Annotated in this window: 21 protein-coding genes; 19 read left to right on the top strand and 2 right to left on the bottom strand. The window is 69.8% G+C overall.

Features of this window, described 5'->3' with window-relative positions; all coding sequences use genetic code 11:
* Positions 1–83 precede the first annotated feature (83 nt).
* The 5 genes from WFJ17_RS01565 (at position 84) to pucL (ending at position 3,585) form a co-directional block, all read left to right on the top strand.
* Positions 84–959 carry an HpcH/HpaI aldolase/citrate lyase family protein gene (locus WFJ17_RS01565; RefSeq protein WP_336627999.1) on the top strand — a complete coding sequence of 292 codons (876 nt, stop codon included), beginning with the start codon at positions 84–86 and terminating at the stop codon, positions 957–959.
* Positions 960–979: 20 nt separating this feature from the next.
* Positions 980–1,447: a thioredoxin-dependent thiol peroxidase gene (bcp, locus tag WFJ17_RS01560; protein WP_336647475.1), complete on the top strand. Its 468-nt coding sequence runs from the start codon at positions 980–982 to the stop codon at positions 1,445–1,447.
* 390 nt (positions 1,448–1,837) lie between these two features.
* The gene (gene uraD, locus WFJ17_RS01555; protein WP_336647474.1) at positions 1,838–2,341 is read left to right on the top strand and encodes a 2-oxo-4-hydroxy-4-carboxy-5-ureidoimidazoline decarboxylase; all 504 of its coding nucleotides are present in this window, start codon (positions 1,838–1,840) and stop codon (positions 2,339–2,341) included.
* Positions 2,338–2,679: a hydroxyisourate hydrolase gene (gene uraH, locus WFJ17_RS01550; protein ID WP_295035593.1), complete on the top strand. Its 342-nt coding sequence runs from the start codon at positions 2,338–2,340 to the stop codon at positions 2,677–2,679. The genes uraD and uraH overlap by 4 nt, the downstream gene beginning before the upstream one ends.
* Positions 2,680–2,691: 12 nt before the next feature.
* Entirely contained in the window at positions 2,692–3,585 is an 894-nt protein-coding gene (pucL, locus tag WFJ17_RS01545) for a factor-independent urate hydroxylase (protein ID WP_251443052.1), read from the top strand.
* Positions 3,586–3,838: 253 nt separating this feature from the next.
* Here pucL and WFJ17_RS01540 read toward each other — a convergent pair whose 3' ends face one another.
* Positions 3,839–4,585: an SDR family oxidoreductase gene (locus tag WFJ17_RS01540; RefSeq protein WP_336647473.1), complete on the bottom strand. Its 747-nt coding sequence runs from the start codon at positions 4,583–4,585 to the stop codon at positions 3,839–3,841.
* An 88-nt stretch (positions 4,586–4,673) separates the two neighbouring features.
* On the opposite strand from WFJ17_RS01540, the gene aceE reads away from it, so the two are divergent.
* Entirely contained in the window at positions 4,674–7,379 is a 2,706-nt protein-coding gene (gene aceE, locus WFJ17_RS01535; RefSeq protein ID WP_251443047.1) for a pyruvate dehydrogenase (acetyl-transferring), homodimeric type, read from the top strand.
* A 152-nt stretch (positions 7,380–7,531) separates the two neighbouring features.
* Here the strand turns inward: aceE and WFJ17_RS01530 are convergent, their stop codons facing one another.
* Positions 7,532–8,323, bottom strand: a complete 792-nt coding sequence (locus WFJ17_RS01530) for an IclR family transcriptional regulator (protein WP_336647472.1) — start codon at positions 8,321–8,323, stop codon at positions 7,532–7,534.
* Between the two features lie 193 nt (positions 8,324–8,516).
* Between WFJ17_RS01530 and WFJ17_RS01525 the strand changes: the two genes are divergently transcribed.
* From WFJ17_RS01525 to WFJ17_RS01465, 13 genes are all read left to right on the top strand, one after another.
* Entirely contained in the window at positions 8,517–9,908 is a 1,392-nt protein-coding gene (locus WFJ17_RS01525; RefSeq protein WP_251443041.1) for an NAD-dependent malic enzyme, read from the top strand.
* Between the two features lie 5 nt (positions 9,909–9,913).
* Positions 9,914–11,188 (top strand): DUF6986 family protein, encoded by a 1,275-nt coding sequence (locus WFJ17_RS01520; protein ID WP_336647471.1) that lies wholly within the window; start codon positions 9,914–9,916, stop codon positions 11,186–11,188.
* Entirely contained in the window at positions 11,185–12,006 is an 822-nt protein-coding gene (locus WFJ17_RS01515; RefSeq protein WP_336647470.1) for a bifunctional allantoicase/(S)-ureidoglycine aminohydrolase, read from the top strand. Before WFJ17_RS01520 ends, WFJ17_RS01515 begins: the two co-directional genes overlap by 4 nt.
* Before the next feature lie 299 nt (positions 12,007–12,305).
* Positions 12,306–13,106 carry a hydroxypyruvate isomerase family protein gene (locus tag WFJ17_RS01510; protein WP_292883072.1) on the top strand — a complete coding sequence of 267 codons (801 nt, stop codon included), beginning with the start codon at positions 12,306–12,308 and terminating at the stop codon, positions 13,104–13,106.
* A gap of 32 nt (positions 13,107–13,138) precedes the next feature.
* Complete coding sequence (locus WFJ17_RS01505) at positions 13,139–14,014, top strand: 2-hydroxy-3-oxopropionate reductase (protein WP_251443033.1); 876 nt, start codon at positions 13,139–13,141, stop codon at positions 14,012–14,014.
* A gap of 129 nt (positions 14,015–14,143) precedes the next feature.
* Positions 14,144–15,931, top strand: a complete 1,788-nt coding sequence (gcl, locus tag WFJ17_RS01500; protein ID WP_251443030.1) for a glyoxylate carboligase — start codon at positions 14,144–14,146, stop codon at positions 15,929–15,931.
* Between the two features lie 150 nt (positions 15,932–16,081).
* A complete protein-coding gene (locus tag WFJ17_RS01495) occupies positions 16,082–17,218 on the top strand; it encodes a glycerate kinase (protein WP_292883079.1) in 1,137 nt (378 codons plus the stop codon).
* A gap of 35 nt (positions 17,219–17,253) precedes the next feature.
* Positions 17,254–17,388, top strand: a complete 135-nt coding sequence (locus tag WFJ17_RS01490) for a hypothetical protein (protein ID WP_285814167.1) — start codon at positions 17,254–17,256, stop codon at positions 17,386–17,388.
* 62 nt (positions 17,389–17,450) lie between these two features.
* Positions 17,451–18,464, top strand: coding sequence for a LacI family DNA-binding transcriptional regulator (locus tag WFJ17_RS01485; protein ID WP_336647469.1), 1,014 nt, complete (start codon positions 17,451–17,453; stop codon positions 18,462–18,464).
* A 173-nt stretch (positions 18,465–18,637) separates the two neighbouring features.
* A complete protein-coding gene (locus WFJ17_RS01480) occupies positions 18,638–20,167 on the top strand; it encodes an NCS1 family nucleobase:cation symporter-1 (protein WP_336647468.1) in 1,530 nt (509 codons plus the stop codon).
* Positions 20,168–20,188: 21 nt separating this feature from the next.
* Positions 20,189–20,914: an aspartate/glutamate racemase family protein gene (locus WFJ17_RS01475; protein WP_251443021.1), complete on the top strand. Its 726-nt coding sequence runs from the start codon at positions 20,189–20,191 to the stop codon at positions 20,912–20,914.
* A gap of 78 nt (positions 20,915–20,992) precedes the next feature.
* On the top strand, positions 20,993–22,381 hold the full coding sequence (gene allB, locus WFJ17_RS01470) for an allantoinase AllB (RefSeq protein WP_292883091.1): 1,389 nt from the start codon (positions 20,993–20,995) through the stop codon (positions 22,379–22,381).
* 186 nt (positions 22,382–22,567) lie between these two features.
* The gene (locus tag WFJ17_RS01465; protein WP_336647467.1) at positions 22,568–24,790 is read left to right on the top strand and encodes an ATP-dependent Clp protease ATP-binding subunit; all 2,223 of its coding nucleotides are present in this window, start codon (positions 22,568–22,570) and stop codon (positions 24,788–24,790) included.
* Positions 24,791–24,843 lie beyond the last annotated feature (53 nt).

Raw genomic sequence — 24,843 nt, 5'->3', positions numbered from 1 at the left:
CGGCAGGCTGAGGCTGGCGTCGCAACACCACACGAGGTAATCTTTTCATATTGCAAAATTCGAGTTTCATAGAATGGAATGAAATGAACGCTCCGCTTCCCACGTCCGGTCCGCGCGAGATCGCGCCGGAGCTGGCGCGCTCGTGGCTCCTCGTCGCCGCGACGAAGCCGGAGACGTTCGACGAAGCCGCGCGTTCGCACGCCGACGCGGTGGTGCTCGACGTGGAGGACGCGGTCGACGCGAGTCACAAGGACTCCGCCCGTGACGACGTGGTGCGCTGGCTGCACGGATCCGCCGCCGACGGCAGGCCGAACCGCGCCTGGGTGCGCATCAACGATGCGACGAGCGAGCACTGGTCGCCCGACCTGGACGGGCTGCGCGACGCCCCGGGCCTGCAGGGCGTGATGCTGGCCAAGACCGAGTTCGGCGGTCAGGTCATGGACACGTTCAACCGCCTCGGCGCGCGGGTCCCCGTGGTCGCGCTCGTGGAGTCCGCGGTCGGCATCGAGAACGCGACCGAGATCGCCCGGGCGAAGGGCGCCTTCCGGCTCGCGTTCGGCAGCGGCGACTTCCGCCGCGACACCGGCATGTCGGCCGACCGCGAGGCCATGGCCTACCCCCGGGCGCGCCTGGTGATCTCCAGCCGCGCCGGCGGCCTGCCCGGACCCATCGACGGCCCGACGGTCGGATCCAGCCATCCCATCCTGCGCGAGCAGTCGGCCATCACGGTGTCGATGGGCATGACGGGCAAGCTCTGCCTGCAGGCCGACCAGACCCCCGTCGTGAACGAGGTCATCAGCCCCACCCGCACCGACGTCGAGTGGGCCTACGAGTTCCTCGAGGACTTCGACGCGCGCGGGCGCATCGTCCGCGACGGCAGCGACCTGCCGCGCCTCGGCCGCGCCCGCAAGATCATGCAGCTCGCCGAGGCCTTCGGCGTGCTGCCCGTCACCCACTGATCCATCCGAACGGAGACATCATGACCACTCGCCTCGCCGCCGGCGACACCGCGCCCGCCTTCGCCCTCGAGGACGCCGAGGGCGCCCGGGTCTCGCTCGAGGACTACCGCGGACGCAACGTCGTCGTGTACTTCTACCCGAAGGCGGCCACTCCGGGCTGCACGACCGAGGCCTGCGACTTCCGCGACAACCTCTCCTCGCTCGACGCCGCCGGCTACTCGGTGCTCGGCGTCTCGCCCGACGAGGTCGCCGACATCCGCGCCTTCTCCGAGGCGGAGGGCCTGACCTTCCCGCTGCTCGCCGACACCGACGCCGCCGTGGCGCAGGCATGGGGCGTGTGGGGGGAGAAGACCGTCGGCGACCGCACGTTCGACGGCGTCATCCGCTCGACCTTCGTGCTCGACGGCGACGGGGTCGTGCAGCGCGCCGAGTACGGCGTCGAGGCGACGGGTCACGTCGCGCGCCTGCGCACCGAGCTCGGCGTCTGAACCGCGGCGCAGAACGCACCACCGGGATCCCCGGGGGTGCGTTCTGCGCGTCCGGGATGCGACCCGGGCGTCCGGCGAGCGTCCGTCATGCGACGATCAGCACACCATGCGCCGATCGGCACACGGATCCACGTCTACACGTGTGCTGATCGTCGCATGGTGTGCTGATCGTGACACCCCGCCCGGATCCGATCGTCCAAGTCGGGGCCCGAGGCGGGGGGAAGTTCCCCGAGGGGGTTGACATCCGCGGATCCGATCCGCACAATAGTTACACATGCTGAAATAACAGTTCCGGACTACGGAAACTATCTCTTCGATAGGATCGGATCCCGCACGCGGATCCCCCGTAAGCACGACACGCCGGATGCCAGCATGGCTTGAGGATCGAAGATGTTGCTCGAGGAGTTCAACTCCGCAGATCGCGCCGCCGCCGCGATCGCCGTGAAGCCCGCACTGGACATCGCCCGCTGGATCGATGAGATCGTGGACGGCCGTCCCTACGCCTCGGTCGACGCGCTCGCCGATGCCGCGCTCTCCGTCGCCGCCCCGCTCAGCGATGCCGAGCTCGACGGCGCGCTGGCGCACCACCCGCGGATCGGCGCGAAGGTGGACGGCACGAGCGCCGAGGCCGCGCACTCGCGCCGCGAGCAGCCGAGCGTCGACGAGGTGACGGCCGCCGCACTCGTCGAGGGCAACCGCGCCTACGAGGAGCGGTTCGACCGCGTCTTCCTCGTGCGGGCCGCGGGCCGTTCGGCCCAGGAGATCCTCGCCCTGCTGCACGAGCGGCTCGGCAACACCGACGAGCAGGAACTCGCCGTCGTCGACCGGCAGCTGCGCGAGATCGCCGCTCTGCGTCTGACGGCGGCCATCGAGACCGAAGGAGCGAGCGCATGAGCGTCTCCCACGTGACCACCCACATCCTGGACACCACACTCGGGCGCCCCGCGCCCGGCGTCGCCGTCGTGCTCGAAGCCCGCGACGGCGACGCGTGGACCGGGATCGGTTCGGGCTTCACCGATGCTGACGGGCGGGTGAAAGAGCTGGGTCCGGAGAGGCTGGAGAGCGGTGCGTACCGCCTCCGGTTCGACACCGCGGCCTACTTCGCCGGCATCATGACGGACACCTTCTTCCCGGAGGTGGTGCTGACCTTCCAGGTCGACGCCGAGCAGGCGCACTATCACGTGCCGCTCCTGCTCAGTCCGTTCGCCTATTCCACCTATCGAGGAAGCTAAGAGGAATCCGACATGACCAGCATCATCCTGGGCAAGAACCAGTACGGCAAGGCGGAGAACCGCGTCGTCCGCATCACGCGCGACACCGACCGCCACGAGATCGAGGACCTGAACGTCACGTCGCAGCTGCGCGGCGACTTCGCCTCGGCGCACTTCGACGGCAACAACGAGAACGTCGTCGCCACCGACACGCAGAAGAACACGGTCTTCGCCTTCGCCAAGGACGGCGTCGGCAGCCCGGAGGAGTTCCTCCTCCGCCTCGGCCGGCACTTCACCGGTGAGTTCGACTGGGTGACCGGCGGTCGCTGGGCGGCCGAGCAGTACACCTGGCTGCGCATCGAGGGCGACGCCGGCGAGCACGACCACGCCTTCGTCCGCGGCGGCACCGAGACCCGCACCGCGGTCGTGCAGATCGACGGCGACGACACCACCGTCATCGCGGGTCTGCAGGACCTCACGGTGCTGAAGTCGACCGCGAGCGGCTTCGTCGGCTACCCGCGGGACAAGTACACGACGCTCCCCGAGACCGAGGACCGGATCCTCGCCACCTCGGTCACCGCGAAGTGGCGCTACAACCGCATCGACCTCGACTTCAACGAGGTCTACGCCGACGTTCGCCGCCTGCTCCTGGCGGGCTTCTCGCGCAACTACTCGTACGCCCTGCAGCACACGCTGAAGGAGATGGCCGAGGCGGTGCTCGACGCGCACCCCGAGATCGACGAGATCCGCTTCTCGACCCCGAACAAGCACCACTTCGTCGTGGACCTGTCGCCGTTCGGCCTGGAGAACCCCAACGAGGTCTTCTACGCCGCCGATCGCCCTTATGGGCTCATCGAGGCGTCGTTCCTGCGCGACGGCGCCGACGCCGACCACTGGTCCTGGGACGGCATCGCCGGCTTCTGCTGAGCGCCCGACCACGACCGTCACACGAATGCGGGGCCCGGTTCACCGGGCCCCGCATTCGCGTCTCCCGGCGTCTGCGAAGGTCCGGAACCTTGACAAGGACCCCCTCGTCGGAGGAAACTAGTTACGCAATCTGAAATTAATCTTCCACGATCTGAAATCAACTGGATCCGGAACCGAGCAAGACCCCGTCGTCTCAGCAGAGAGCGGGAGGCGACGAGGAGGTCCGCCGATGATCGCGAACCCCCGCGATCCCTCAGCCGCGCCCGCCGAACGGCATCCCGCTCGCGGTGATCGTGAGCGCCCCGATGTTGGCCTCGAGCGGCAGATCCGCCATGAACAGCACGGTGCGGGCGGCCTCGTCGACGGAGAACGTGGGCTCGACCTTGCGGGAGCCGTCGGCCTGCAGCGCGCCGGATCCGACCCCGAGCTCGTCCATGATCTCGGTGCGGGTGTTGCCGATGTCGATCTGACCGCACGAGATGCGGAACGGCCGGCCGTCCAGATCGATGGAGCGGGTGAGTCCCGTGAGGGCGTGCTTGCTCACGGCGTACGCCACCGACAGCGGTCGCGGTGCCTGCGCCGAGATGGAGCCGTTGTTGATGATGCGTCCGCCCTGCGGCGACTGCGCCCGCATCGTCCGCATCGCCGCCCGCGCGCAGAGCAGCGCGCCGGTGAGGTTCACCGCGAGCGTCTGCTCCCAGTCGGCGAGCTCGATGTCCGCCGCCGAGACGGCGGGGCCGAAGGCGCCGGCGTTGTTGAACAGCACGTCCACGCGGCCCCACTCGCGCACCACCCGGTCGAACAGGGCGTCCACCTCGGCCTCGACCGTCACGTCTGTCGGGACCACCAGCGCGTCCGGATGCCCGGCCGCCGTCTCCGCCAGCGCAGCCTCGCGCCGCCCGGCGAGCGCGACGCGGTATCCGGCGGCCAGCATGGTGCGCGCCACGGCGCGCCCGATCCCGGATCCCGCCCCCGTCACCACAGCGATGCGTGCGTGCATCCTCACTCCTCACGACTCGACTCCGCTGCCGAACCGGCAGCCCCCTACATCTAACAGGTCACCCCGACTTCTCACAGAAAGGCCGAAGATGCACGAACAGAGCAGCTCCGCCGCCCTCGGATCCGAGACCCTGGATCACGACCCCGAAGAGACCGCCGAATGGCTCGAGTCGCTGGATGCGCTCGTCGCCCAGCGCGGAGCCGAGCGCGGCGAGCACATCGTGCGTACGCTGGCGGCCCGCGCCGGCGTGGTCGACGAGCCGAACGCGACCACGGACTACGTCAACACGATCTCCGCCGACGACGAGCCGGCCTACCCGGGCGACGAGGAGCTCGAGCGCCGCTACCGCGCCTGGATGCGCTGGAACGCCGCGATCCTCGTGCACCGCGCGCAGCGCCCCGGTATCGGCGTCGGCGGCCACATCTCCACCTACGCGGGGGCCGCGACCCTGTACGAGGTGGGCTTCAACCACTTCTTCCGCGGCAAGGACCACCCCGGCGGCGGCGACCAGATCTACTTCCAGGGCCACGCGTCGCCCGGCATGTACGCCCGCGCCTTCATGGAGGGCCGCCTCAGCGAGGAGGACCTCGACGGCTTCCGCCAGGAGAAGTCGCGTGAGGGGCACGCGCTGAGCTCCTACCCGCACCCGCGGCTCATGCCGGAGTTCTGGGAGTTCCCGACCGTGTCGATGGGCATCGGCCCGATGAACGCGATCTACCAGGCCCAGTCCAACCGCTACCTGCACAACCGCGGGCTCAAGGACACCAGCGACCAGCACGTCTGGGCGTTCCTCGGCGACGGCGAGATGGACGAGCCGGAGAGCCGCGGCCTGCTGCAGCTCGCCGCCAACGACAAGCTCGACAACCTCACCTTCGTCGTGAACTGCAACCTGCAGCGCCTGGACGGGCCGGTGCGCGGCAACGGCAAGATCATCCAGGAGCTCGAGGGCTTCTTCCGCGGCGCCGGCTGGAACGTCATCAAGGTCGTCTGGGGCCGGGAGTGGGATGCGCTCCTCGAAGCCGACACCGAGGGCGCCCTGCTGAACGTGATGAACACGACCGTGGACGGCGACTACCAGACCTACAAGGGCGAGTCCGGCGCGTTCATCCGGGAGAACTTCTTCGGACGCGACCCGCGCGCGCTCAAGCTCGCCGAGCACCTCAGCGACGACGAGATCTGGGGCCTCAAGCGCGGCGGCCACGACTACCGCAAGGTGTTCGCGGCGTACCAGCAGTCGATGGAGCACAACGGCAAGCCCACCGTGATCCTCGTCAAGACGGTCAAGGGATACGGCCTCGGCCCGCGGTTCGAGGCGCGCAACGCCACGCACCAGATGAAGAAGATGACGCTGCAGGACCTCAAGGACTTCCGCGACCACCTGCGCGTGCCGATCAGCGACGAGCAGCTCGAGGCGAACCCCTACGAGCCGCCGTACTACCACCCCGGCGCCGACGCTCCGGAGATCCGGTACATGCAGGAGCGGCGCCAGGCGCTCGGCGGATACCTGCCCGAGCGGCGCCCGCACGCCTCCGGCGAGATCGCGCTGCCCGATGCGAAGGCGTATGAGGTCGCGGCGCGCGGATCCGGCAAGCAGCAGGCCGCGACGACGATGGCGTTCGTGCGGGTGCTCAAGGACCTCATGCGCGACCCCGAGTTCGGCAAGCGGATCGTCCCGATCATCCCCGACGAGGCGCGCACCTTCGGCATGGACGCGTTCTTCCCGACGGCGAAGATCTACAACCCGAACGGGCAGAACTACCTCGCGGTCGACCGCGACATCGTGCTCTCGTACAAGGAGTCCACGGCCGGGCAGATCGTGCACGTCGGCATCAACGAGGCCGGATCCATCGCCGCGTTCACCGCCGCGGGCACCGCCTATGCGACCCACGGCGTGCCGCTCGTGCCGGTGTACGTGTTCTACTCGATGTTCGGCTTCCAGCGCACCGGGGACTCCCTCTGGGCGGCCGCCGACCAGATGACGCGCGGCTTCCTGATCTCGGCGACCGCCGGGCGCACCACCCTGACCGGCGAGGGGCTGCAGCACGCCGACGGGCACTCGCCGCTGCTCGCGGCGACGAACGCCGCGGTGATCACCTACGACCCGGCGTTCGGCTACGAGATCGGCCACATCATGCGCGCGGGCATCGAGCGCATGTACGGCGCGGACTCGACCGATCGCAACTACATCTACAACCTCATGGTCTACAACGAGCCGATCGTGCAGCCGGCCGAGCCCGAGGACGCCGACGTGGCGGGGATCCTGGGCGGCATCCACCGGATCGCCCCCGTCGATGCCCCGCGTGCGCACCTGCTCGCCTCGGGCATCGGCGTGACCTGGGCGCAGGAGGCGCAGCAGCTGCTCCGCGACGACTGGGGCGTGGAGTCCGACGTCTGGTCGGTCACCAGCTGGACCGAGCTGCGTCGCGACGCCGTCGCCGCCGAGGAGGACGAGTTCCTCGGACGCGGCGCCCGGGAGCCGTTCCTCCGGCAGCAGCTCGCCGACGCGCACGGCCCGATCGTCGCGGTCAGCGACTACGCGAAGGACCTGCCGGACCAGATCCGCCAGTTCGTCCCGAACGACTGGGCGACGCTGGGCGCCGACGGCTTCGGCTTCTCGGACACCCGCGCCGCCGCCCGCCGGTACTTCAAGATCGACGGCCCGTCGGTCGTGGTCCGCACGCTGCAGCTGCTCGCCAAGCGCGGCGAGATCGACGCCTCGATCCCGCAGCAGGCCGCCGAGAAGTACCGCCTGCTCGACGTGAACGCCGGCACCAGCGGCACCGACGCGGAGTGACGGGCCGGGGTCGTCGAGCGCGCTCGCTCGGCGACCCCGACCGTGGCCACGAACGAAGGACGGATGCAATTCCACAGGACGGGATCCGTGGATCCGTCCTTCGGAGTTGCATCCGCCCTTCGGAGTTGCGGGGGCGGTGCCCCCGGTGGGGCTCAGGCCTCCAGGTCGGCGGCGATCGCCGTGGCGGCTTCGCGCAGGAGCGGCACCGCGCGGTGCGCGAACTCCTCGGTCACGCGGGCGATCGGACCCGAGACCGAGACCGCGGTCGGGGTCGGGGCGCCGGGCACGGCCATGGCGTAGCAGCGCACGCCGATCTCCTGCTCCTGCTCGTCGATCGAGTAGCCGCGCTCGCGGATGAGGTCGAGCTCCTTCAGCAGCGCGTCCACGGTGCCGATGCTGTACTCGGTCGGGGTGCTCATGCCGGTGCGGCCGACGATGCCGCGCACGGTGTCGTCGTCGAGCTGGGCGAGGATCGCCTTGCCCACGCCGGTGTCGTGCACGTTGGCGCGCCGGCCGACCTCCGTGAACATGCGCATCGAGTGCTGCGAGGGCACCTGGGCGACGTAGACGACCATGTCCCCGTCGAGCACGGCCATGTTGGCGCTCTCGCCCAGGGCGTCGACGAGGGTCTTCAGCTGCGGACGTGCGAGCGCGCCGAACTGTCGGGAGGCCCCTTCGCCGATGCGGATGAGACGCGGGCCGAGGGCGTAGCGGCGGTTGGGCAGCTGTCGCGCGTATCCCAGCGAGACGAGGGTGCGCAGCAGCCGGTGGATGGTGGGCAGCGGCAGGTCCGTCGACGCCGAGAGCTCGCTGAGCGTCACGTCGCCACCGGCGTCGGTGACGAGATCGAGGAGCTCGAACACGCGCTCGACCGACTGCACACCGGATCCCGAGCTCTTGCCCGCCTTCGGATCCGCCTTCTTCGCGTTCGAAATGTCCGTCATTCTCGCTCCCGTCGTCGTGATTATTCCATCATGCGAGAGTCGCGCGCCGGAAATCCGAGTGCGTTCGTAACGCACCTTGCGCAAAACTTCCACGATGGAGATAATAGTGTCCACAATACGAAAGTTGTAAAGAGTTTCATCACCGTAACCGGCGCCCGAGCCCTCTGCCCGGACGTCTCGATGAGGAGGAATCATGGCGAACCCGGGTCCCGGCAATTCGATCACGCTGCGCATCGACGCGCCGTCCAACTTCACTGTCACGAGCGAGCTCGCCGCCGCGGCCGCGGACGCGGGCGCTGTCGTCACCGCGCTCGACGTCGTCGAGTCGCACCCGACCACGATCGTCGTCGACCTCACGTGCAACACGACCGGCGAGGAGCACGCCGAGCAGGTGCGCGACGCGATCGACGCGCTCGACGACGTCACCGTCCGCCAGGTCAGCGACCGCACCTTCCTGATGCACCTCGGCGGCAAGCTCGAGGTCGTGCCCAGCGTGCCGCTGCGCAACCGTGACGACCTGTCCCGCGCCTACACGCCGGGTGTCGCCCGCGTCTGCATGGCGATCGCCGAGGACAAGAGCAAGGCCCGCAACCTCACCGTCAAGCGCAACACGATCGCCGTGGTCACCGACGGCACCGCCGTGCTCGGCCTCGGCGACATCGGCCCGGAGGCCGCGCTGCCGGTCATGGAGGGCAAGGCCGCCCTGTTCAAGCAGTTCGCCAACGTCGACGCCTGGCCGGTCTGCCTGGACACCAAGGACACCGAGGAGATCATCAAGATCGTGAAGGCGATCGCCCCGGTCTACGGCGGCGTGAACCTCGAGGACATCGCCGCCCCCCGCTGCTTCGAGATCGAGGCGCGCCTGCGCGACGAGCTCGACATCCCGGTCTTCCACGACGACCAGCACGGCACCGCGATCGTCACCCTGGCCGCCCTCCGCAACGCGCTCAAGGTCGTCGGCAAGACGATCGGCGAGGTGCGGATCGTGGTCTCCGGCGTCGGGGCCGCGGGCAACGCGATCGTGCAGCTGCTGCTCGCCGAGGGGGCCGTCGACATCGTCGCCTGCGGCCGCAACGGCGCGATCCACCGCGGCGAGGAGTACGCCGACGCGCACCGCAAGGAGCTCGCCGCGACCACCAACCCGCGCGACTTCCGCGGCACGCTCAAGGAGGCCGTGGTCGACGCCGACGTGTTCATCGGCGTGAGCGCCCCGAACATCCTGGACGAGGCCGACATCGCGGCCATGGCCGACGACGCGATCGTGTTCGCGATGGCGAACCCGACGCCCGAGGTCGACCCGATCGTCGCCTCCAAGCACGCCGCGGTCGTGGCCACGGGCCGCAGCGACTTCCCCAACCAGATCAACAACGTCCTCGCGTTCCCCGGCTTCTTCCGCGGCCTGCTCGACGCCGGCGTGTCGGACATCACGCCGCCTATGCTGGTCGCAGCCGCGGGCGCCATCGCCGAGCGCATCGGCGATGACGAGCTCAACGCGAGCTTCATCATCCCGAGCGTCTTCGACCCGCTCGTGGCCGGCGCCGTCGCCGAGGCGATCGTGCGCGTCGTCGAGTCGTCGAAGGAGTGACGGGTATGTCCGCAGGCACCCTCGGCGAGGGCGATCTCGCCGACGTCGACGCCCGCCTCTCCGGCACCGACACGCTGCTGGCGACCGAGTACCCCGGTGACGACGGATCCCGTCAGCCCGTGCACACGCTGTACGTGCCCGCCGACCGGTACCGGCCCGAGCTGCCGGCCGCCTTCGGGCAGGTCGCGGCGCAGGCCGTCGCCGACTTCGGCGGCGCGGTCGCCCTCGCGCAGGCCGTGGGACTCGGCGCGCTCGCCGACGAGCTGGCCCCGCTCGTGGACGCCAAGCTGCAGCGCGAGCCGATCGAGGACCTCCGTCTCGACTTCGAGGACGGCTACGGCGCCCGCCCCGACGACGAGGAGGACGCGGATGCGGTCCTCGCCGCCGAACGGGTGTCCGCCGCCGTCGCGGCCGGCGTCGCCCCGCCGTTCATCGGCATCCGGTTCAAGTGCTTCGAGGCGCCCACGCGCCGGCGCGGGATCCGCACGCTCGACCTGTTCCTGACGACGCTGGTCCGCACCGGCGGACTCCCGGACGGGCTCGTGCTGACGCTGCCGAAGGTCACCACGGTCGAGCAGGTCGAGGCCATGGTCGCGCTCTGCGAGCTGTTCGAGCAGCGTCTCGGGCTGCCGGCGGGACGGCTGCGCTTCGAGGTGCAGATGGAGACGCCGCAGCTCATCGTCGCGGCCGACGGATCCGTCCCCGTCGCCACGCTCCTGCACCGCGCCGACGGCCGGGTCTCCGCCCTGCACTACGGCACCTACGACTACAGCGCCTCGCTGCAGATCGCGGCCGCCTACCAGTCGATGGAGCACCCGGCGGCCGACTTCGCCAAGCAGGTGATGCAGGTCGCCGTCGCCGAGACCGGCGTGCGGATCTCCGACGGATCCACCAACGTGATCCCCGTCGGTGATCCGGAGCACGTCATCGAGGCATGGAAGCTGCACGCGCGCCTGGTGCGGCGCTCGCTCGAGCGCGGCTACTACCAGGGCTGGGACCTGCACGCCGCGCAGCTGCCGACCCGGTACCTCGCGACCTACGCGTTCTACCGCGAGGGGTTCGTCGCGGCCGCCAAGCGCCTGGACAACTACCTGCACGGCAGCGACGCCACGATCATGGACGAGCCGGCGACGGCCCGGGCCCTCGCGCGGTTCGTCGTGCGCGGCCTCGAGTGCGGCGCGCTCACAGCCGAGGAGGTCCGCGCGGCGACCGGCTCCGAGCCGGAGGCGCTCGTCCGCCTCGCCCATCCGAAGCTCACGACCAAGGAGGCCGTCTCTTGAGCACCCGCACCTACTACACCCCGGCCGGCGGCCTGCCCCCGCAGTCCGACCTGCTCACCGACCGCGCGGTCGTCAAGCTCGCCTACTCGTTCATCCCGAAGGGCGTGCTGCGCGACATCGTCACCTCGAGCCTGCCCGGCTTCACCGACACCCGCGCCTGGATCCTCGCCCGGCCCACGCCGAGCTCGGCGCAGACGTTCTCGCAGCTCATCGTCGAGATCGCGCCGGGCGGCGGCGCCGCCAAGCCCGAGCCCGAGGCCGGCGTGGAGAGCGTGCTGTTCGTCACGACCGGCGAGCTCACCCTCACTCTCGAGGGCGAGCGGCACGTGCTCGAGGCCGGCGGCTATGCGTTCATCACCCCGAACGCGCAGTGGTCGCTCGCGAACGAGGGTTCCGAGCCGACCAGCTTCCACTGGATCCGCAAGGCCTACGAGTACCTCGACGGGATCGATGCGCCCGCGTCGTTCGTCACGAGCGACAACGACATCGAGCCGGTCTCGATGCCCGACACCGACGACGTGTGGTCGACCACGCGCTTCTCGGACGCGAGCGACATGGCGCACGACATGCAGGTCAACATCGTGACCTTCAAGCCGGGCGGATCCATCCCGTTCGCCGAGACGCACATCATGGAGCACGGCCTGTTCGTGCTGCAGGGCAAGGCCGTCTACCGCCTCAACGACGACTGGGTGGAGTGCGAGGCCGGCGACTACATGCTGCTGCGCGCGTTCTGCCCGCAGGCCTGCTACGCCGGCGGTCCGGAGGACTTCCGCTACCTGCTCTACAAGGACATGAACCGCCAGATCCGCCTGACCTGACGACGGTCCCCGAGCCCGTCGAAGGCCCGCGCGAACGCCGCTCCCTCCAGGGGGCGGCGTTCGTCGTCCGGGCCGCCTCCGTCCGGGGCCGTCGAGCGAGCGGAGCGAGACGGAACGCCGCACCCGCGCGAGGGCGTCGCGTCTCGTGTCGGTCGCCTGCGGCGTCCTCGCTCAACGACCCCGTGGGGGAGGACCCGTTGACAACTCCGAGTGCCTCGGCCTAAACTTTCATCAATCAAGATTTTCTTTCCATAATTCGGAATTAGATCTCGCATCATCACTGAATCAAGGACGATCCCATGACCTACACCGTCAACGCCTCCATCCTTCTGACCGAGCTGCCGATCCTCGAGCGCCCGGCCGCCGCGAAGGCCGCCGGCTTCGACGCCGTGGAGTACTGGTGGCCGTTCTCCGTCGCCGTTCCCGCGCCGGAGGAGGTCGACGCGTTCGTCGCCGCCATCCAGGACGCGGGCGTGCAGCTGACGGGACTGAACTTCTTTGCCGGCGACATGCCGGGCGGCGACCGCGGCCTGGTGTCGTGGGTCGGCCGCGAGGACGAGTTCGCCGCCAACATCGACGTCGTCGTCGAGATCGGCCGCCGCCTCGGCACCACCGCGTTCAACGCGCTCTACGGGAACCGCCTCGAGGGCGTCGAGCCGCAGGCGCAGGACGACCTGGCCGTGAAGAACCTCGCCGCCGCGGGCCGTGCGGTCGCCGAGCTCGGCGGCATCGTGCTGCTCGAGCCGGTCTCCGGCATGGACACCTACCCGCTGAAGACCGCCGCCGACGCGCTGGCGATCATCGACCGGGTCAAGGCCGAGGAGGGCGTCGACAACGTCCGCCTGCTCGCCGACTTCTACCACCTCGCCGTCAACGGCGACGACGTGCCCGCGGTGATCGCCGAGCACGCCGCCGAGTTCGGTCACATCCAGATCGCCGACGCCCCCGGCCGCGGCGAGCCCGGCACCGGCGACCTCCCGCTCGAGCAGTGGATCGCCGACGCCCAGGCCGGCGGCTACGCCGGCGTCATCGGCCTCGAGTACAAGGCCACCCAGGCGGATCCCTTCGCCTGGATCACCACCTCGGCCGCTCAGGCCTGAACTCACCAGAACGTCCGCGAAGGAGCGAAGACATGACCCGCATCGCATTCATCGGCCTCGGCATCATGGGCCTGCCCATGGCGAAGAACCTCGTCGCCGCCGGCTACGACGTCGCCGGCTTCAACCGCAGCCAGGAGGCGATCGACAAGCTCGCCGCCGCGGGCGGCACCGCCGCCACCAGCATCGCCGACGCGGTCAAGGACGCCGACGTCGTCATCACCATGGTCCCGGACTCCCCGGATGTGGCCGGCGTCGTGCAGGGCCCGGACGGGGTGTTCGCGAACGCCAAGGCCGGCGCGCTGTGGATCGACAACTCGTCGATCCGCCCGGACGTCGCCAAGGAGCTCGCCGAGGAGGCCGTGGCCGCCGGCTTCGGCGCCGTCGACGCCCCCGTGTCGGGCGGCGAGCAGGGCGCGATCGATGCCGTCCTGTCGATCATGGTCGGCGGATCCCCCGAGGACTTCGCGAAGGCCGAGCCGGTGCTCAACGCGATCGGCAAGACCATCGTGCATGTCGGCCCCGCCGGCGCCGGGCAGACCGTGAAGGCGGCCAACCAGCTCATCGTCGCGGTCAACATCCAGGCGCTCGCCGAGGCGGTCGTCTTCCTCGAGGCGTTCGGCGTCGACACCGACGCGGCGCTCACCGTGCTCGGCGGCGGTCTCGCCGGATCCAAGGTCCTCGACCAGAAGGGCCAGAAGATGCTGAACCGCGACTTCGCGCCCGGCTTCCGCCTCGCCCTCCACAACAAGGATCTGGGCATCGTCACGTCGGCTGCGCGCTCGGTCGGGGTCACCGTCCCGCTCGGCGCCGCCGTCGCTCAGCTCGTGAACGCGCTCGTCGCCCGCGGCGACGGCGGGCTGGACCACTCCGGCCTGTTCAAGCTCACCAACGAGCTCTCCGGCAACTGACCCATTCTTCGGGGTCGTTGAGCGAGGACGCCGAAGGCGACCAAGACGAAACGGCGTCTCCGGCAGAGCACTGCGTTTCGTCTCGCTTCGCTCGCTCAACGACCACAAACCAGACCTAAGGAACTTCTCATGACCCGCATGCGCGCAGTCGACGCGATCGTCCAGATCCTGATCAAGGAAGGCGCGGACGAGGCCTTCGGCCTCCCCGGTGCCGCCATCAACCCGCTCTACTCCGCGATGCGCGCCAACGGCGGCATCCGGCACACCCTGGCCCGCCACGTCGAGGGCGCGAGCCACATGGCCGACGGCTACAGCCGCACGGGCGACGGCCGCATCGGCGTGTGCCTCGGCACCTCGGGCCCCGCCGGCACCGACATGATCACCGGTCTCTACGCCGCGATCGCCGACTCCATCCCGATGCTCTGCATCACCGGCCAGGCTCCGGTGGCGAAGCTCGACAAGGAGGACTTCCAGGCCGTCGACATCGCGTCGATCGCGAAGCCCGTCACGAAGTTCGCCAAGACGGTCCTCGAGGGTGCGCAGGTGCCCGGCGTCTTCCAGTCCGCGTTCCAGATCATGCGCTCCGGCCGTCCCGGTCCGGTGCTCATCGACCTGCCGTTCGACGTGCAGATGACCGAGATCGAGTTCGACATCGACACCTACGAGCCGCTTCCGGTGGCGAAGCCGGCGGCGACCCGCGCGCAGGCAGAGAAGGTGCTCGACATGCTCGTCGCCTCGAAGCACCCGGCGATCATCGCCGGTGGCGGCATCGTGAACTCCGGCGCCTCCGAGAAGCTCGTCGAGCTCGCCGAGACCCTGGGCGTGCCGGTCTTCCCGACCCTGATGGGCTGGGGCGTGCTGCCCGACGACCACGCGCTCGCCGCGGGCCTGGTCGGTATCCAGACGTCGCAGCGCTACGGCAACGCGAGCTTCCTCGAGTCCGACTTCGTGCTGGGCATCGGCAATCGCTGGGCGAACCGTCACACGGGCGGCCTCGACACCTACCGCAAGGGCCGCACCTTCGTGCACGTCGACATCGAGCCCACGCAGATCGGCCGCGTCTTCGCGCCCGACTACGGTGTGGTCTCGGATGCGGGCGCCTTCATCGACGCGCTGCTCGAGGCCGCGCGGGAGCGCGTCGCCGAGCTGCCCGACTACAACGGCTGGGCCCAGGAGTGCCGCGACCGCAAGGCGCGCCTGCAGCGCAAGACCAACTTCGACAACGTGCCGATGAAGCCGCACCGCGTGTACCAGGAGATGCTGTCGGCGTTCGACAGGGACACCACGTTCGTCACCACGATCGGGCTGTCCCAGATCGCCGGGGCGCAGCTGCTGCATGTCTACGGCCCGCGCAAGTGGATCAACGCCGGCCAGGCGGGCCCCCTGGGCTGGACCGGCCCCGCCGCCCTCGGCGTCGTGCGCGGCAAGCCGGGCGAGCAGGTCGTCGCGCTCTCGGGCGACTACGACTTCCAGTTCATGATCGAGGAGCTCGCGGTCGGTGCGCAGCACAAGCTGCCGTACATCCACGTCGTCGTGAACAACAGCTACCTGGGCCTCATCCGCCAGTCGCAGCGCGGCTTCGAGATGGACTACGAGGTGTCGCTCGCGTTCGACAACGTGAACACCCCGCAGGACTCGTCCTCGATCGCCACCGGCTACGGCGTGGACCACGTGAAGGTGGCCGAGGGCCTGGGCGCCAAGGCGCTGCGCGTCGAGCGCCCCGAGGACCTCGCCGCGGGCTTCGCGGAGGCGCAGCGTCTGCGCGACGAGTTCCAGGTGCCGGTGGTCGTCGAGGTGATCCTCGAGCGCGTCACGAACATCGCGATGGGCGCCGACCTCGACACCATGAACGAGTTCGAGGACCTCGCGACGTCGCCCGCCGACGCCCCCGAGGCCATCTACGCGCTGCTCGACTGAGCGCGACCCGACCGCGAGACTCCGTTCTCGGCACGAGACCCCACGCCTGACGTGCCGTCTCACCCCGAGGAGGGAGTCTCGCGGAGCGGACCCCGTCATCTGCGACCCTGGCGTGGCGCAGGCACGCTCAAAGACTGGAAGGGTAGACGCATGCGCATCCTGATCGCCTCGGACAAGTTCAAGGGCTCGGCCACGGGCCCGCAGGTGGCCTCCGCACTCGCGGAGGGGATCCTCGCCGTCGCGCCGGACGTCGCCATCGACGCGGTGCCGGTCGCCGACGGCGGAGAGGGCACGGTCGACGCGGCCCTCGCCGCCGGGTTCGAGGAGGTCACGGCGACGGTGACCGGCCCCACGGGGCAGCCGGTGCAGGCGCGGTTCGGGGTGCGCGGCACGCAGGCGATCATCGAGATGGCGGCCGCAAGCGGACTGGACCAGCTTCCGGGCGGCGTCAAGGACGCGCTCGGAGCCACCAGCCGCGGCACCGGCGAGCTGATCGCCGCGGCGCTCGATCACGGTGCGACGAGCATCGTGCTCGGCATCGGCGGCAGTGCCAACACGGACGGCGGAGCGGGGATGCTCCAGGCGCTCGGCGTCTCTCTGCGCGACGCCGAAGGGCAGGAGCTGCCCGGGGGAGGCGGCGCGCTGAGCCGCATCGCCGAGGCCGACGTCTCTGGCCTGGATCCGCGTCTCGCCGATGTGGAGATCGTGCTGGCGAGCGACGTCGACAACCCGCTGCTCGGCGAGCGGGGGGCGCCGGCGGTGTTCGGCCCGCAGAAGGGCGCGAGCCCGGACGACGTGGCCGCCCTCGACGCCGCGCTGGCCCGCTACTCCGCGCTGCTCGAGCGCCAGCCCGGCATCCGCGCCGCGACCGAGCTGCCGGGGGCAGGAGGCGCCGGCGGCGTCGGCTATGCCGCGCTCGCGGCCCTCGGCGCCCGGCGCGAACCCGGCGTCGAGGTCGTTCAGCGCCTCACGGGCCTCGCCGAGGCCCTGGTCGGCGCCGATCTCGTGATCACCGGCGAGGGCAGCCTCGACGACCAGAGTCTCGGCGGCAAGACGCCGCTCGGGGTCGCGGCGGCGTCGCGCGCGGCGGGGATCGGGGTCATCGCGGTGTGCGGTCGCTCGACGCTCAGCGCCGAGGCGGCCCGCGCCGCCGGGTTCGAGCGGGTCTACGCGCTCGCGGAACTGGAGCCGGATCCGGCCCGCAGCATGGCCGAGGCGGTCGCTCTGCTCACCGAGGTCGGGCGCCGCATCGGCGCCGAGCTCGGCGAGCTCGTGCCGCAGCGCTGAGCGTCCGCCGGCCCCGGTGCTCTCGCCTGGGGGCGGTGAGCGAGGACGCGCGTCGGACGACCGAGACGAAACGCGGCGTCCTCGCGAGTGCGCCGCGTTTCGTCTCGCTCCGGCTGCGCCGGCGCTCGCTCAACGACCCCGGGGACGCTCCCGTCGTCGCCGGCGCGTAGGATCGGAGGCCGGTGAACGATCCCGAGGATGTGGTGAACGGTCTCGAAGACGAGGTGGACACATGACGGAGCGCCCGCGTCTGCGTGACGTCGCCGCCCTGGCCGGTGTCTCGCCGACGACGGCCTCGCACGCGTTCAGCGGGCACCGTCCGGTGTCGCCCGCGACCAAGGCCGCGGTGCTCAAGGCCGCGTTCGACCTCGGCTTCGTGATGGAGCGCGACGCCGGCCAGCGCACCGTCGGCCTGCTGCTGCGCCCGCCGGAGGCCATCCCCGGATTCGCATCCGGATCCGACGCGTTCACGTCCGTCGCCGGCGCCGTGCTCGTGGCCCTGCTGGGCGCGGGCTTCTCCGTCTCCTCGTTCCTCACACTCGACGACATCGGCGCCCAGGTCGGCCGCCTCGACGCCTTCGTGCTGCTGCATCCCCGCCGGGGGGACGAGGTGCTCCGCGCGCTCGTGCAGCGGGGCATCCCGACCGTGACGCTGGACCGGGATCCGGACGACGAGGAGTTCGCGTGGTGGATCAGCGCCGATCACGTCGCCAACGCGCGCACCCTGCTCGAGCACCTGCTGGAGCGCGGCGCTCGCCGCCCGGCGCTGATCGTGGGCTCGACGCAGAACACGTACCTGGAGTCGATCGCCGGCGTCTACATCCAGGAGATGCGCTCGCGCGGGCTGCCGGTGCTGGTGAGGGAGCTGGAGCCGGTGCGGGGCCAGCAGGGGGGTGCCGCGGCGGCGGAGTCGCTGCTGCGCACGCCGACGCCGCCGGATGCCTTCCTCATCTCGTCGGACGTTTTCGCGGTGGGGGCGATCGAGGCGGTCCAGGCGCGCGGGCTCCGGGTGCCCGACGACGTGCTCGTCGCGAACATGATGGACAGCGTCATCGCCGAGCGCGCCGTGGTGCCGATCACGGCGATGAAGGCGAACCTGCAGGTCTGGGCATCGCAGCTGACGCGGCTGCTGGAGCGCCGGCTGAACAGCGCCGCGCCGCTCACCTCGCATCTGCGGCTCGAGTTCGACCTGGTCGAGCGCGCGTCGACCGGACGGCGGCGACCGGGGTCCGAGCCGGCCTCGTGATCCCGGAGCGGCGGTCGTCGACCGCGCCGCGCACCGGAAGTCGTCCAAATTATGCAAACGATGTTGCAACCTCCGCGTCCGAGAGCGACTGTATCTCTATCCGAAATCAGTCTTCCGGATTGTAAAATCGAGTGTCGACGGCACTGTCGCCGTCGAGAGGGGTTCAAATCACAATGACGTCCAACGACCACATCCACGTTCCGAGTCGGGCCTCCGAGGGCCTCGACGAGGCGCCGTCCAGCGTCTTCGCGGTGCAGGCGGGCATCAGCCCGCGCCTGTACAACAGCGACCTGGCGCCGACCGACCGCGAGAGCCGGCACTGGAGCGCGTACAGCATCTTCACCCTCTGGGCCAACGATGTGCACAGCCTCGGCAACTACGCGTTCGCGATCGGCCTGTTCTCGCTCGGCCTGACCGGCGGCCAGATCCTCGGTGCGCTCGGGTTCGGCGCACTGTTCCTGTTCCTGCTGTTGAGCCTGTCCGGCTTCATGGGCGAGAAGACAGGTGTTCCGTTCCCGGTCATGTGCCGCATCGCGTTCGGCATCCACGGCGCTCAGATCCCGGCGCTGCTGCGCGGAATCGTCGCGATCGCCTGGTTCGGGATCCAGACCTACCTCGCCTCCCAGGTGCTGCAGGTCGTGCTGATCGCGATCTTCCCCGGTCTGCAGACGATGCAGTCCGGATCCTTCCTCGGCCTTTCGGCCCTCGGCTGGATCACGTTCATCGTGCTGTGGATCATCCAGGTCGTCATCGTCAGCTACGGCATGGAGATGATCCGCAAGTACGAGGCCTTCGCCGGCCCGATCATCCTCGCCACGTTCGTGATCCTGGCGGTCTGGGTGCTCGTGCAGTCCGGATTCCAGGTCAACTGGGCGCCGACCGAGACGGCCACCGGCTCCGACGTGTGGATCAAGATGCTCGGCGCCGCCTCCCTGTGGGTCTCGATCTACGGCACGTTCGTGCTGAACTTCTGCGACTTCACCCGCGGGGCGAAGTCCCGCAGGGCCATCGTCAAGGGCAACTTCTGGGGCATCCCGATCAACATGCTGTTCTTCGGCGTGATCGTGGTCGTGCTCACCGGCGGCAGCTTCAGCATCAACGGCCGTCTCATCACGTCGCCGTCCGAGGTCGTCGCCGCGATCCCGAACACGTTCCTGCTCGTGCTCGCCTCGCTCGCGCTCATCGCGCTGACCATCGCGGTCAACCTCATGGCCAACTTCGTGGCCCCCACGTACGCGCTGAACAACCTGTTCCCGCGGCACCTGAACTTCCGCCGCGCGGCGCTCATCTCCGCCGTCATCGGCCTCGTGATCACGCCGTGGAACATGTACAACTCGCCGGTCGTGATCGGCGTCTTCCTCGGCGGCCTCGGCGCGCTGCTCGGCCCGCTGTTCGGCATCATCATGGTCGACTACTGGCTGATCAAGAAGCAGCGCATCAACGTGCCGCAGCTCTACTCCGACTCCCCGATCGGCGAGTACGCATACGCGAAGGGCTTCAACCCTCGTGCGGTCATCGCCCTGGTGATCTCGGGCGCGATCGCGCTGCTGTTCACCTTCCTGCCGGTCTTCCACTCGGTCAGCGACTTCTCCTGGTTCGTCGCGGCCGGATCCGCCGCGATCATCTATGCGATCATCGCGGACCGCAGGGGACCCTTCCACGACGTCGACGGCGCGGCGATCGCCGTCAAGGCCGGCCACTGAGATCCGACGAGGACACCGAACATGCGCATTCTGATCGCGAACGTCAACACCACCGAGGCGATGACCGACGCCATCGCCGAGGCGGCGCGGGCCGCCGCGTCGCCGGGCACGGAGATCATCGGCCTGACGCCCGACTTCGGCGCCGAGAGCTGCGAGGGCAACTTCGAGAGCTACCTGGCCGCGATCGCGGTCATGGACAAGGTCGTCCGCTACGAGGGCGAGTACGACGCGGTCATCCAGGCCGGATACGGCGAGCACGGACGGGAGGGGCTCCAGGAGCTGCTCACCGTGCCGGTGGTCGACATCACCGAGGCGGCGGCCTCGACCGCCATGTTCCTCGGCCGCTCGTACTCGGTGGTCACCACGCTCGACCGCACGGTGCCGCTCATCGAGGACCGGCTGATCCTCGGCGGCCTCCACGACCGCTGCGCGTCGGTGCGCTCGTCGGGGATGAGCGTGCTCGAGCTCGAGTCCGATCCGGAGCGCGCGGTCGAGGCGATCGCCGCCGAGGCGCAGAAGGCGGTCGAGATCGACCGTGCCGAGGTCATCGTGCTCGGCTGCGGCGGGATGGCCGAGCTCAAGGACCGCGTGGTCGAGCTCTGCGGCGTCCCGGTCGTGGACGGCGTCCAGGCCGCGGTCGCCGTCGCGGAGGGCCTGGTGAACCTGGGCCTTTCCACCTCCAAGGTGCGCACCTACGCGCAGCCCCGACCGAAGCGGATCACCGGATTCCCGGCGACGGCCCGCTGACGCGGAGCACAATCGAACCAGCCTCACCCACCACGCCACAAGGCCGGCGACGTCGCCGGCAGAAGGGAATCCGCGGACATGTCCCAGGAGACCGAAGAACACGCCTCGCTCGACCCGACGGGCGAGCACTATGATCTGGTGATCCGCGGCGAGCGGGTCCTCACCAGCTCGGGGATCCGACCCCGCGAGGTGGGGGTGCGGCACGGCGTGATCGTCGCGATGCAGCCCCTCGGCAACAACCTCGCGGGCGACGAGATCATCGAGCTCCAAGACGACGAGACCCTGATCCCGGGTCTGGTGGACACGCACGTGCACGTCAACGAGCCGGGTCGCACCGAGTGGGAGGGCTTCTCCTCGGCGACCAAGGCGGCGGCCGCGGGCGGTGTGACCACGATCCTGGACATGCCCCTGAACAGCATCCCGCCGACGATCGACGTCGAAGCGCTGGACATCAAGCGCGACGTCGCGCGCGACCAGGTGCACGTCGACGTGGGCTTCTGGGGCGGTGCCGTTCCGGGCAACATCGACAAGCTGCGGGGACTGCACGATGCCGGGGCCTTCGGCTTCAAGTGCTTCCTGCTGCACAGCGGGGTGGACGAGTTCCCGCCGCTGGATCCCGACGAGCTCGAGGAGGACATGCGCGAGCTCGTGACCTTCGACTCGGTCATGATCGTGCACGCCGAGGACTCCCGGGCCATCGACCGCGCACCCAAGCCCGACGGCGACGACTACTCCAAGTTCCTCGCCTCGCGTCCGCGCGGCGCGGAGAACCTCGCGATCGCGGAGGTCATCGAGCGCGCCCGCTGGACGGGAGCCCGCGCGCACATCCTGCACCTGTCCTCCTCGGACGCACTGCCGATGCTGCGCTCCGCCAAGCACGACGGCATCCGGCTCACGGTCGAGACCTGCCCGCACTACCTCACGCTCACCGCGGAGGAGGTCCCGCTGGGGGCGACCGCGTTCAAGTGCTGCCCGCCGATCCGCGAGGCCGGCAACCGCGAGCTGCTCTGGCAGGGGCTCGAGGACGGCACGATCGACTTCATCGTGTCGGACCACTCGCCCTCGACCCTCGACCTCAAGGATCTGGAGAACGGCGACTTCGCCGTGGCCTGGGGCGGCGTCGCGTCGCTGCAGCTCGGCCTGTCGCTGATCTGGACCGAGGCGCGTCAGCGGGGCCTGTCGCTCGAGACCGTCGTGGGATGGATGAGCGAGAAGCCGGCGCAGTTCGCGGGCCTCACGGGCAAGGGGCGCATCGCCCCCGGCTACGACGCGGACTTCTCGATCTTCGCCGCGGACGACGCCTATGTGGTGGACGTGACCAAGCTGCACCACAAGAACCCGCTCACCCCGTACAACGGCAAGGCGCTCGCCGGACGCGTGCGCAAGACCTACCTGCACGGCACCCCGATCGACTTCGAGAACCCGCGCGGGCGTCTGCTCCGTCGCGGCATGGTCGAGGAGGACTGACCCTCCACCACCCCGAGTCGTCCCCCTCAGCACCACTCCACGGTCGTGCTGAGGGGGACGACTCTGTGTTTCCGGGCCTTGCCCTGAAGCGGGCCGTCCGTTAAACTTGAGTCTTATCAACTCAACTTTGAGGAGTCGGCGGATCCGGCTCTTCCGCAACATCGCAAGGAGACTCCAGGAGGACGAATGGCCACCCCGCAGCAGGCACCGCAGGAAGAACAGCAGTCGGCACTCGAGCAGTTCGGGATCAACCTGACCGACCGCGCACGTCAGGGAAAGCTCGATCCGGTGATCGGGCGCGACTCCGAGATCCGTCGCGTGAGCCAGGTGCTCACCCGGCGCACGAAGAACAACCCGGTGCTCATCGGAGAGCCGGGCGTCGGCAAGACCGCGGTCGTCGAGGGGCTCGCCCAGCGCATCGTCGCCGGTGACGTGGCCGAATCGCTCAAGGACAAGGAGCTCGTCTCCCTGGACATCTCCGCCCTCGTGGCCGGGGCCATGTACCGCGGCCAGTTCGAGGAGCGCCTGAAGAGCGTGCTCAAGGAGATCACCGAGTCCGACGGCCGGGTCATCACCTTCATCGACGAGCTGCACGTGCTCATGGGCGCGGGCGGGGGAGAGGGATCCGTCGCCGCCTCCAACATGCTCAAGCCCATGCTCGCCCGCGGCGAGCTGCGCCTCATCGGCGCGACCACGCTCAACGAGTACCGCGAGTTCATCGAGAAGGACGCGGCCCTCGAGCGCCGGTTCCAGCAGGTGTACGTGGGCGAGCCCTCCGTCGAGGACACGATCGCGATCCTGCGCGGGCTCAAGGGGCGCTACGAGGCGCACCACGGCGTCACGATCAGCGACTCCGCGCTCGTCGCGGCGGCCGCGCTGTCGAACCGCTACCTGCCCAGCCGCCAGCTGCCGGACAAGGCCATCGACCTCATCGACGAGGCCATGAGCCGGCTCAAGATGGAGATCGACTCCAGTCCGGTCGAGATCGACCAGCTGAAGAGGTCGGTCGACCGGATGCGGCTCGAGGAGCTCGCACTGAAGAAGGAGAAGGACGCGGCCTCCAAGGAGCGTCTCGCGAAGCTGCGTGATCAGATGCGCGAGTCCGAGGCGGAGCTGGCGGGCCTCGAGGCCCGCTGGGAGCGCGAGCGCGGCGGCCTCAACCGGGTCGGCGACCTGAAGAAGCGTCTCGACGAGGCGTTCACCGAGCGCGACCGGGCGCTGCGCGACGCCGACTACGTGAAGGCGTCGAAGCTCGAGTACGAGACCATCAAGCAGCTGCAGGCGCAGCTCGCCGATGCCGAGCGGCAGGCGGACGCGCAGAGCGACGAGCCCCGCATGGTCAACGAGCAGGTCACCGACGAGGACATCGCGGCCGTGATCGCGGCCTGGACGGGGATCCCCGTGGGCCGGCTGCTGCAGGGCGAGAGCGAGAAGCTCCTGCACCTGGAGCGCGAGCTGGGCCGGCGCCTGATCGGGCAGAAGGAGGCCGTCACCGCGGTCTCCGACGCGGTGCGGCGTTCGCGCGCCGGGATCAGCGATCCGGGGCGCCCCACGGGCTCGTTCCTCTTCGTCGGTCCCACGGGCGTCGGCAAGACCGAGCTCGCCAAGGCTCTCGCGGAGTTCCTCTTCGACGACGAGCACGCCATGGTGCGCATCGACATGTCGGAGTACGGCGAGAAGCACTCGGTCTCGCGACTCGTCGGTGCCCCTCCGGGGTACGTCGGCTACGAGCAGGGCGGCCAGCTCACCGAGGCCGTGCGGCGGCGCCCCTACAGCGTCGTGCTGCTGGACGAGGTCGAGAAGGCCCACCCCGAGGTGTTCGACGTGCTGCTGCAGGTCATGGACGACGGCCGGCTCACCGACGGCCAGGGGCGCACGGTCGACTTCTCGAACGTCATCCTGATCCTCACGAGCAACATCGGATCCCCGATCCTCATCGACCCCACGCTCTCGTCCGACGAGAAGCGCGAGGCCGTGATGGCGCTCGTGCGGCAGGCGTTCAAGCCCGAGTTCATCAACCGTCTCGACGACATCGTGATGTTCTCCGCGCTCACCGAGGACGACCTGGCGCAGATCGTGGAGCTCACGATCGACCAGCTGCAGCGCCGTCTCGCCGATCGCCGGCTCACGCTCGCGGTCACGCCGGACGCGCGTGCGTGGCTCGCCGAGCGCGGCTACGACCCGGTGTTCGGTGCGAGGCCGCTGCGCCGTCTCATCCAGAACGAGGTGCAGAACCGGCTGGCGTCGGCGCTGCTGTCCGGCCGGGTGCACGACGGCGACCTCGTGCGGGTCGACGTCGCCGCGGACGGATCCTCCCTCGTGCTCACCATTGACGGGCCGACGGCCCCGCAGCCGGTGGACGACGAGCCCGAGGACGACACCATCGAGGCCGAGCTGCTCGACGACTGACGCCGCTCGCGCTTTGCTCGAAGGGGCCCGGATCTCCCTGATCCGGGCCCCTT

It is taken from the genome of Microbacterium sp. MMO-10, from assembly GCF_037148715.1.
Lineage (GTDB): Bacteria > Actinomycetota > Actinomycetes > Actinomycetales > Microbacteriaceae > Microbacterium.
The sequence above is the reverse complement of the archived record's forward strand: the minus strand, read 5'-3'. Positions and strand labels throughout refer to the sequence as shown.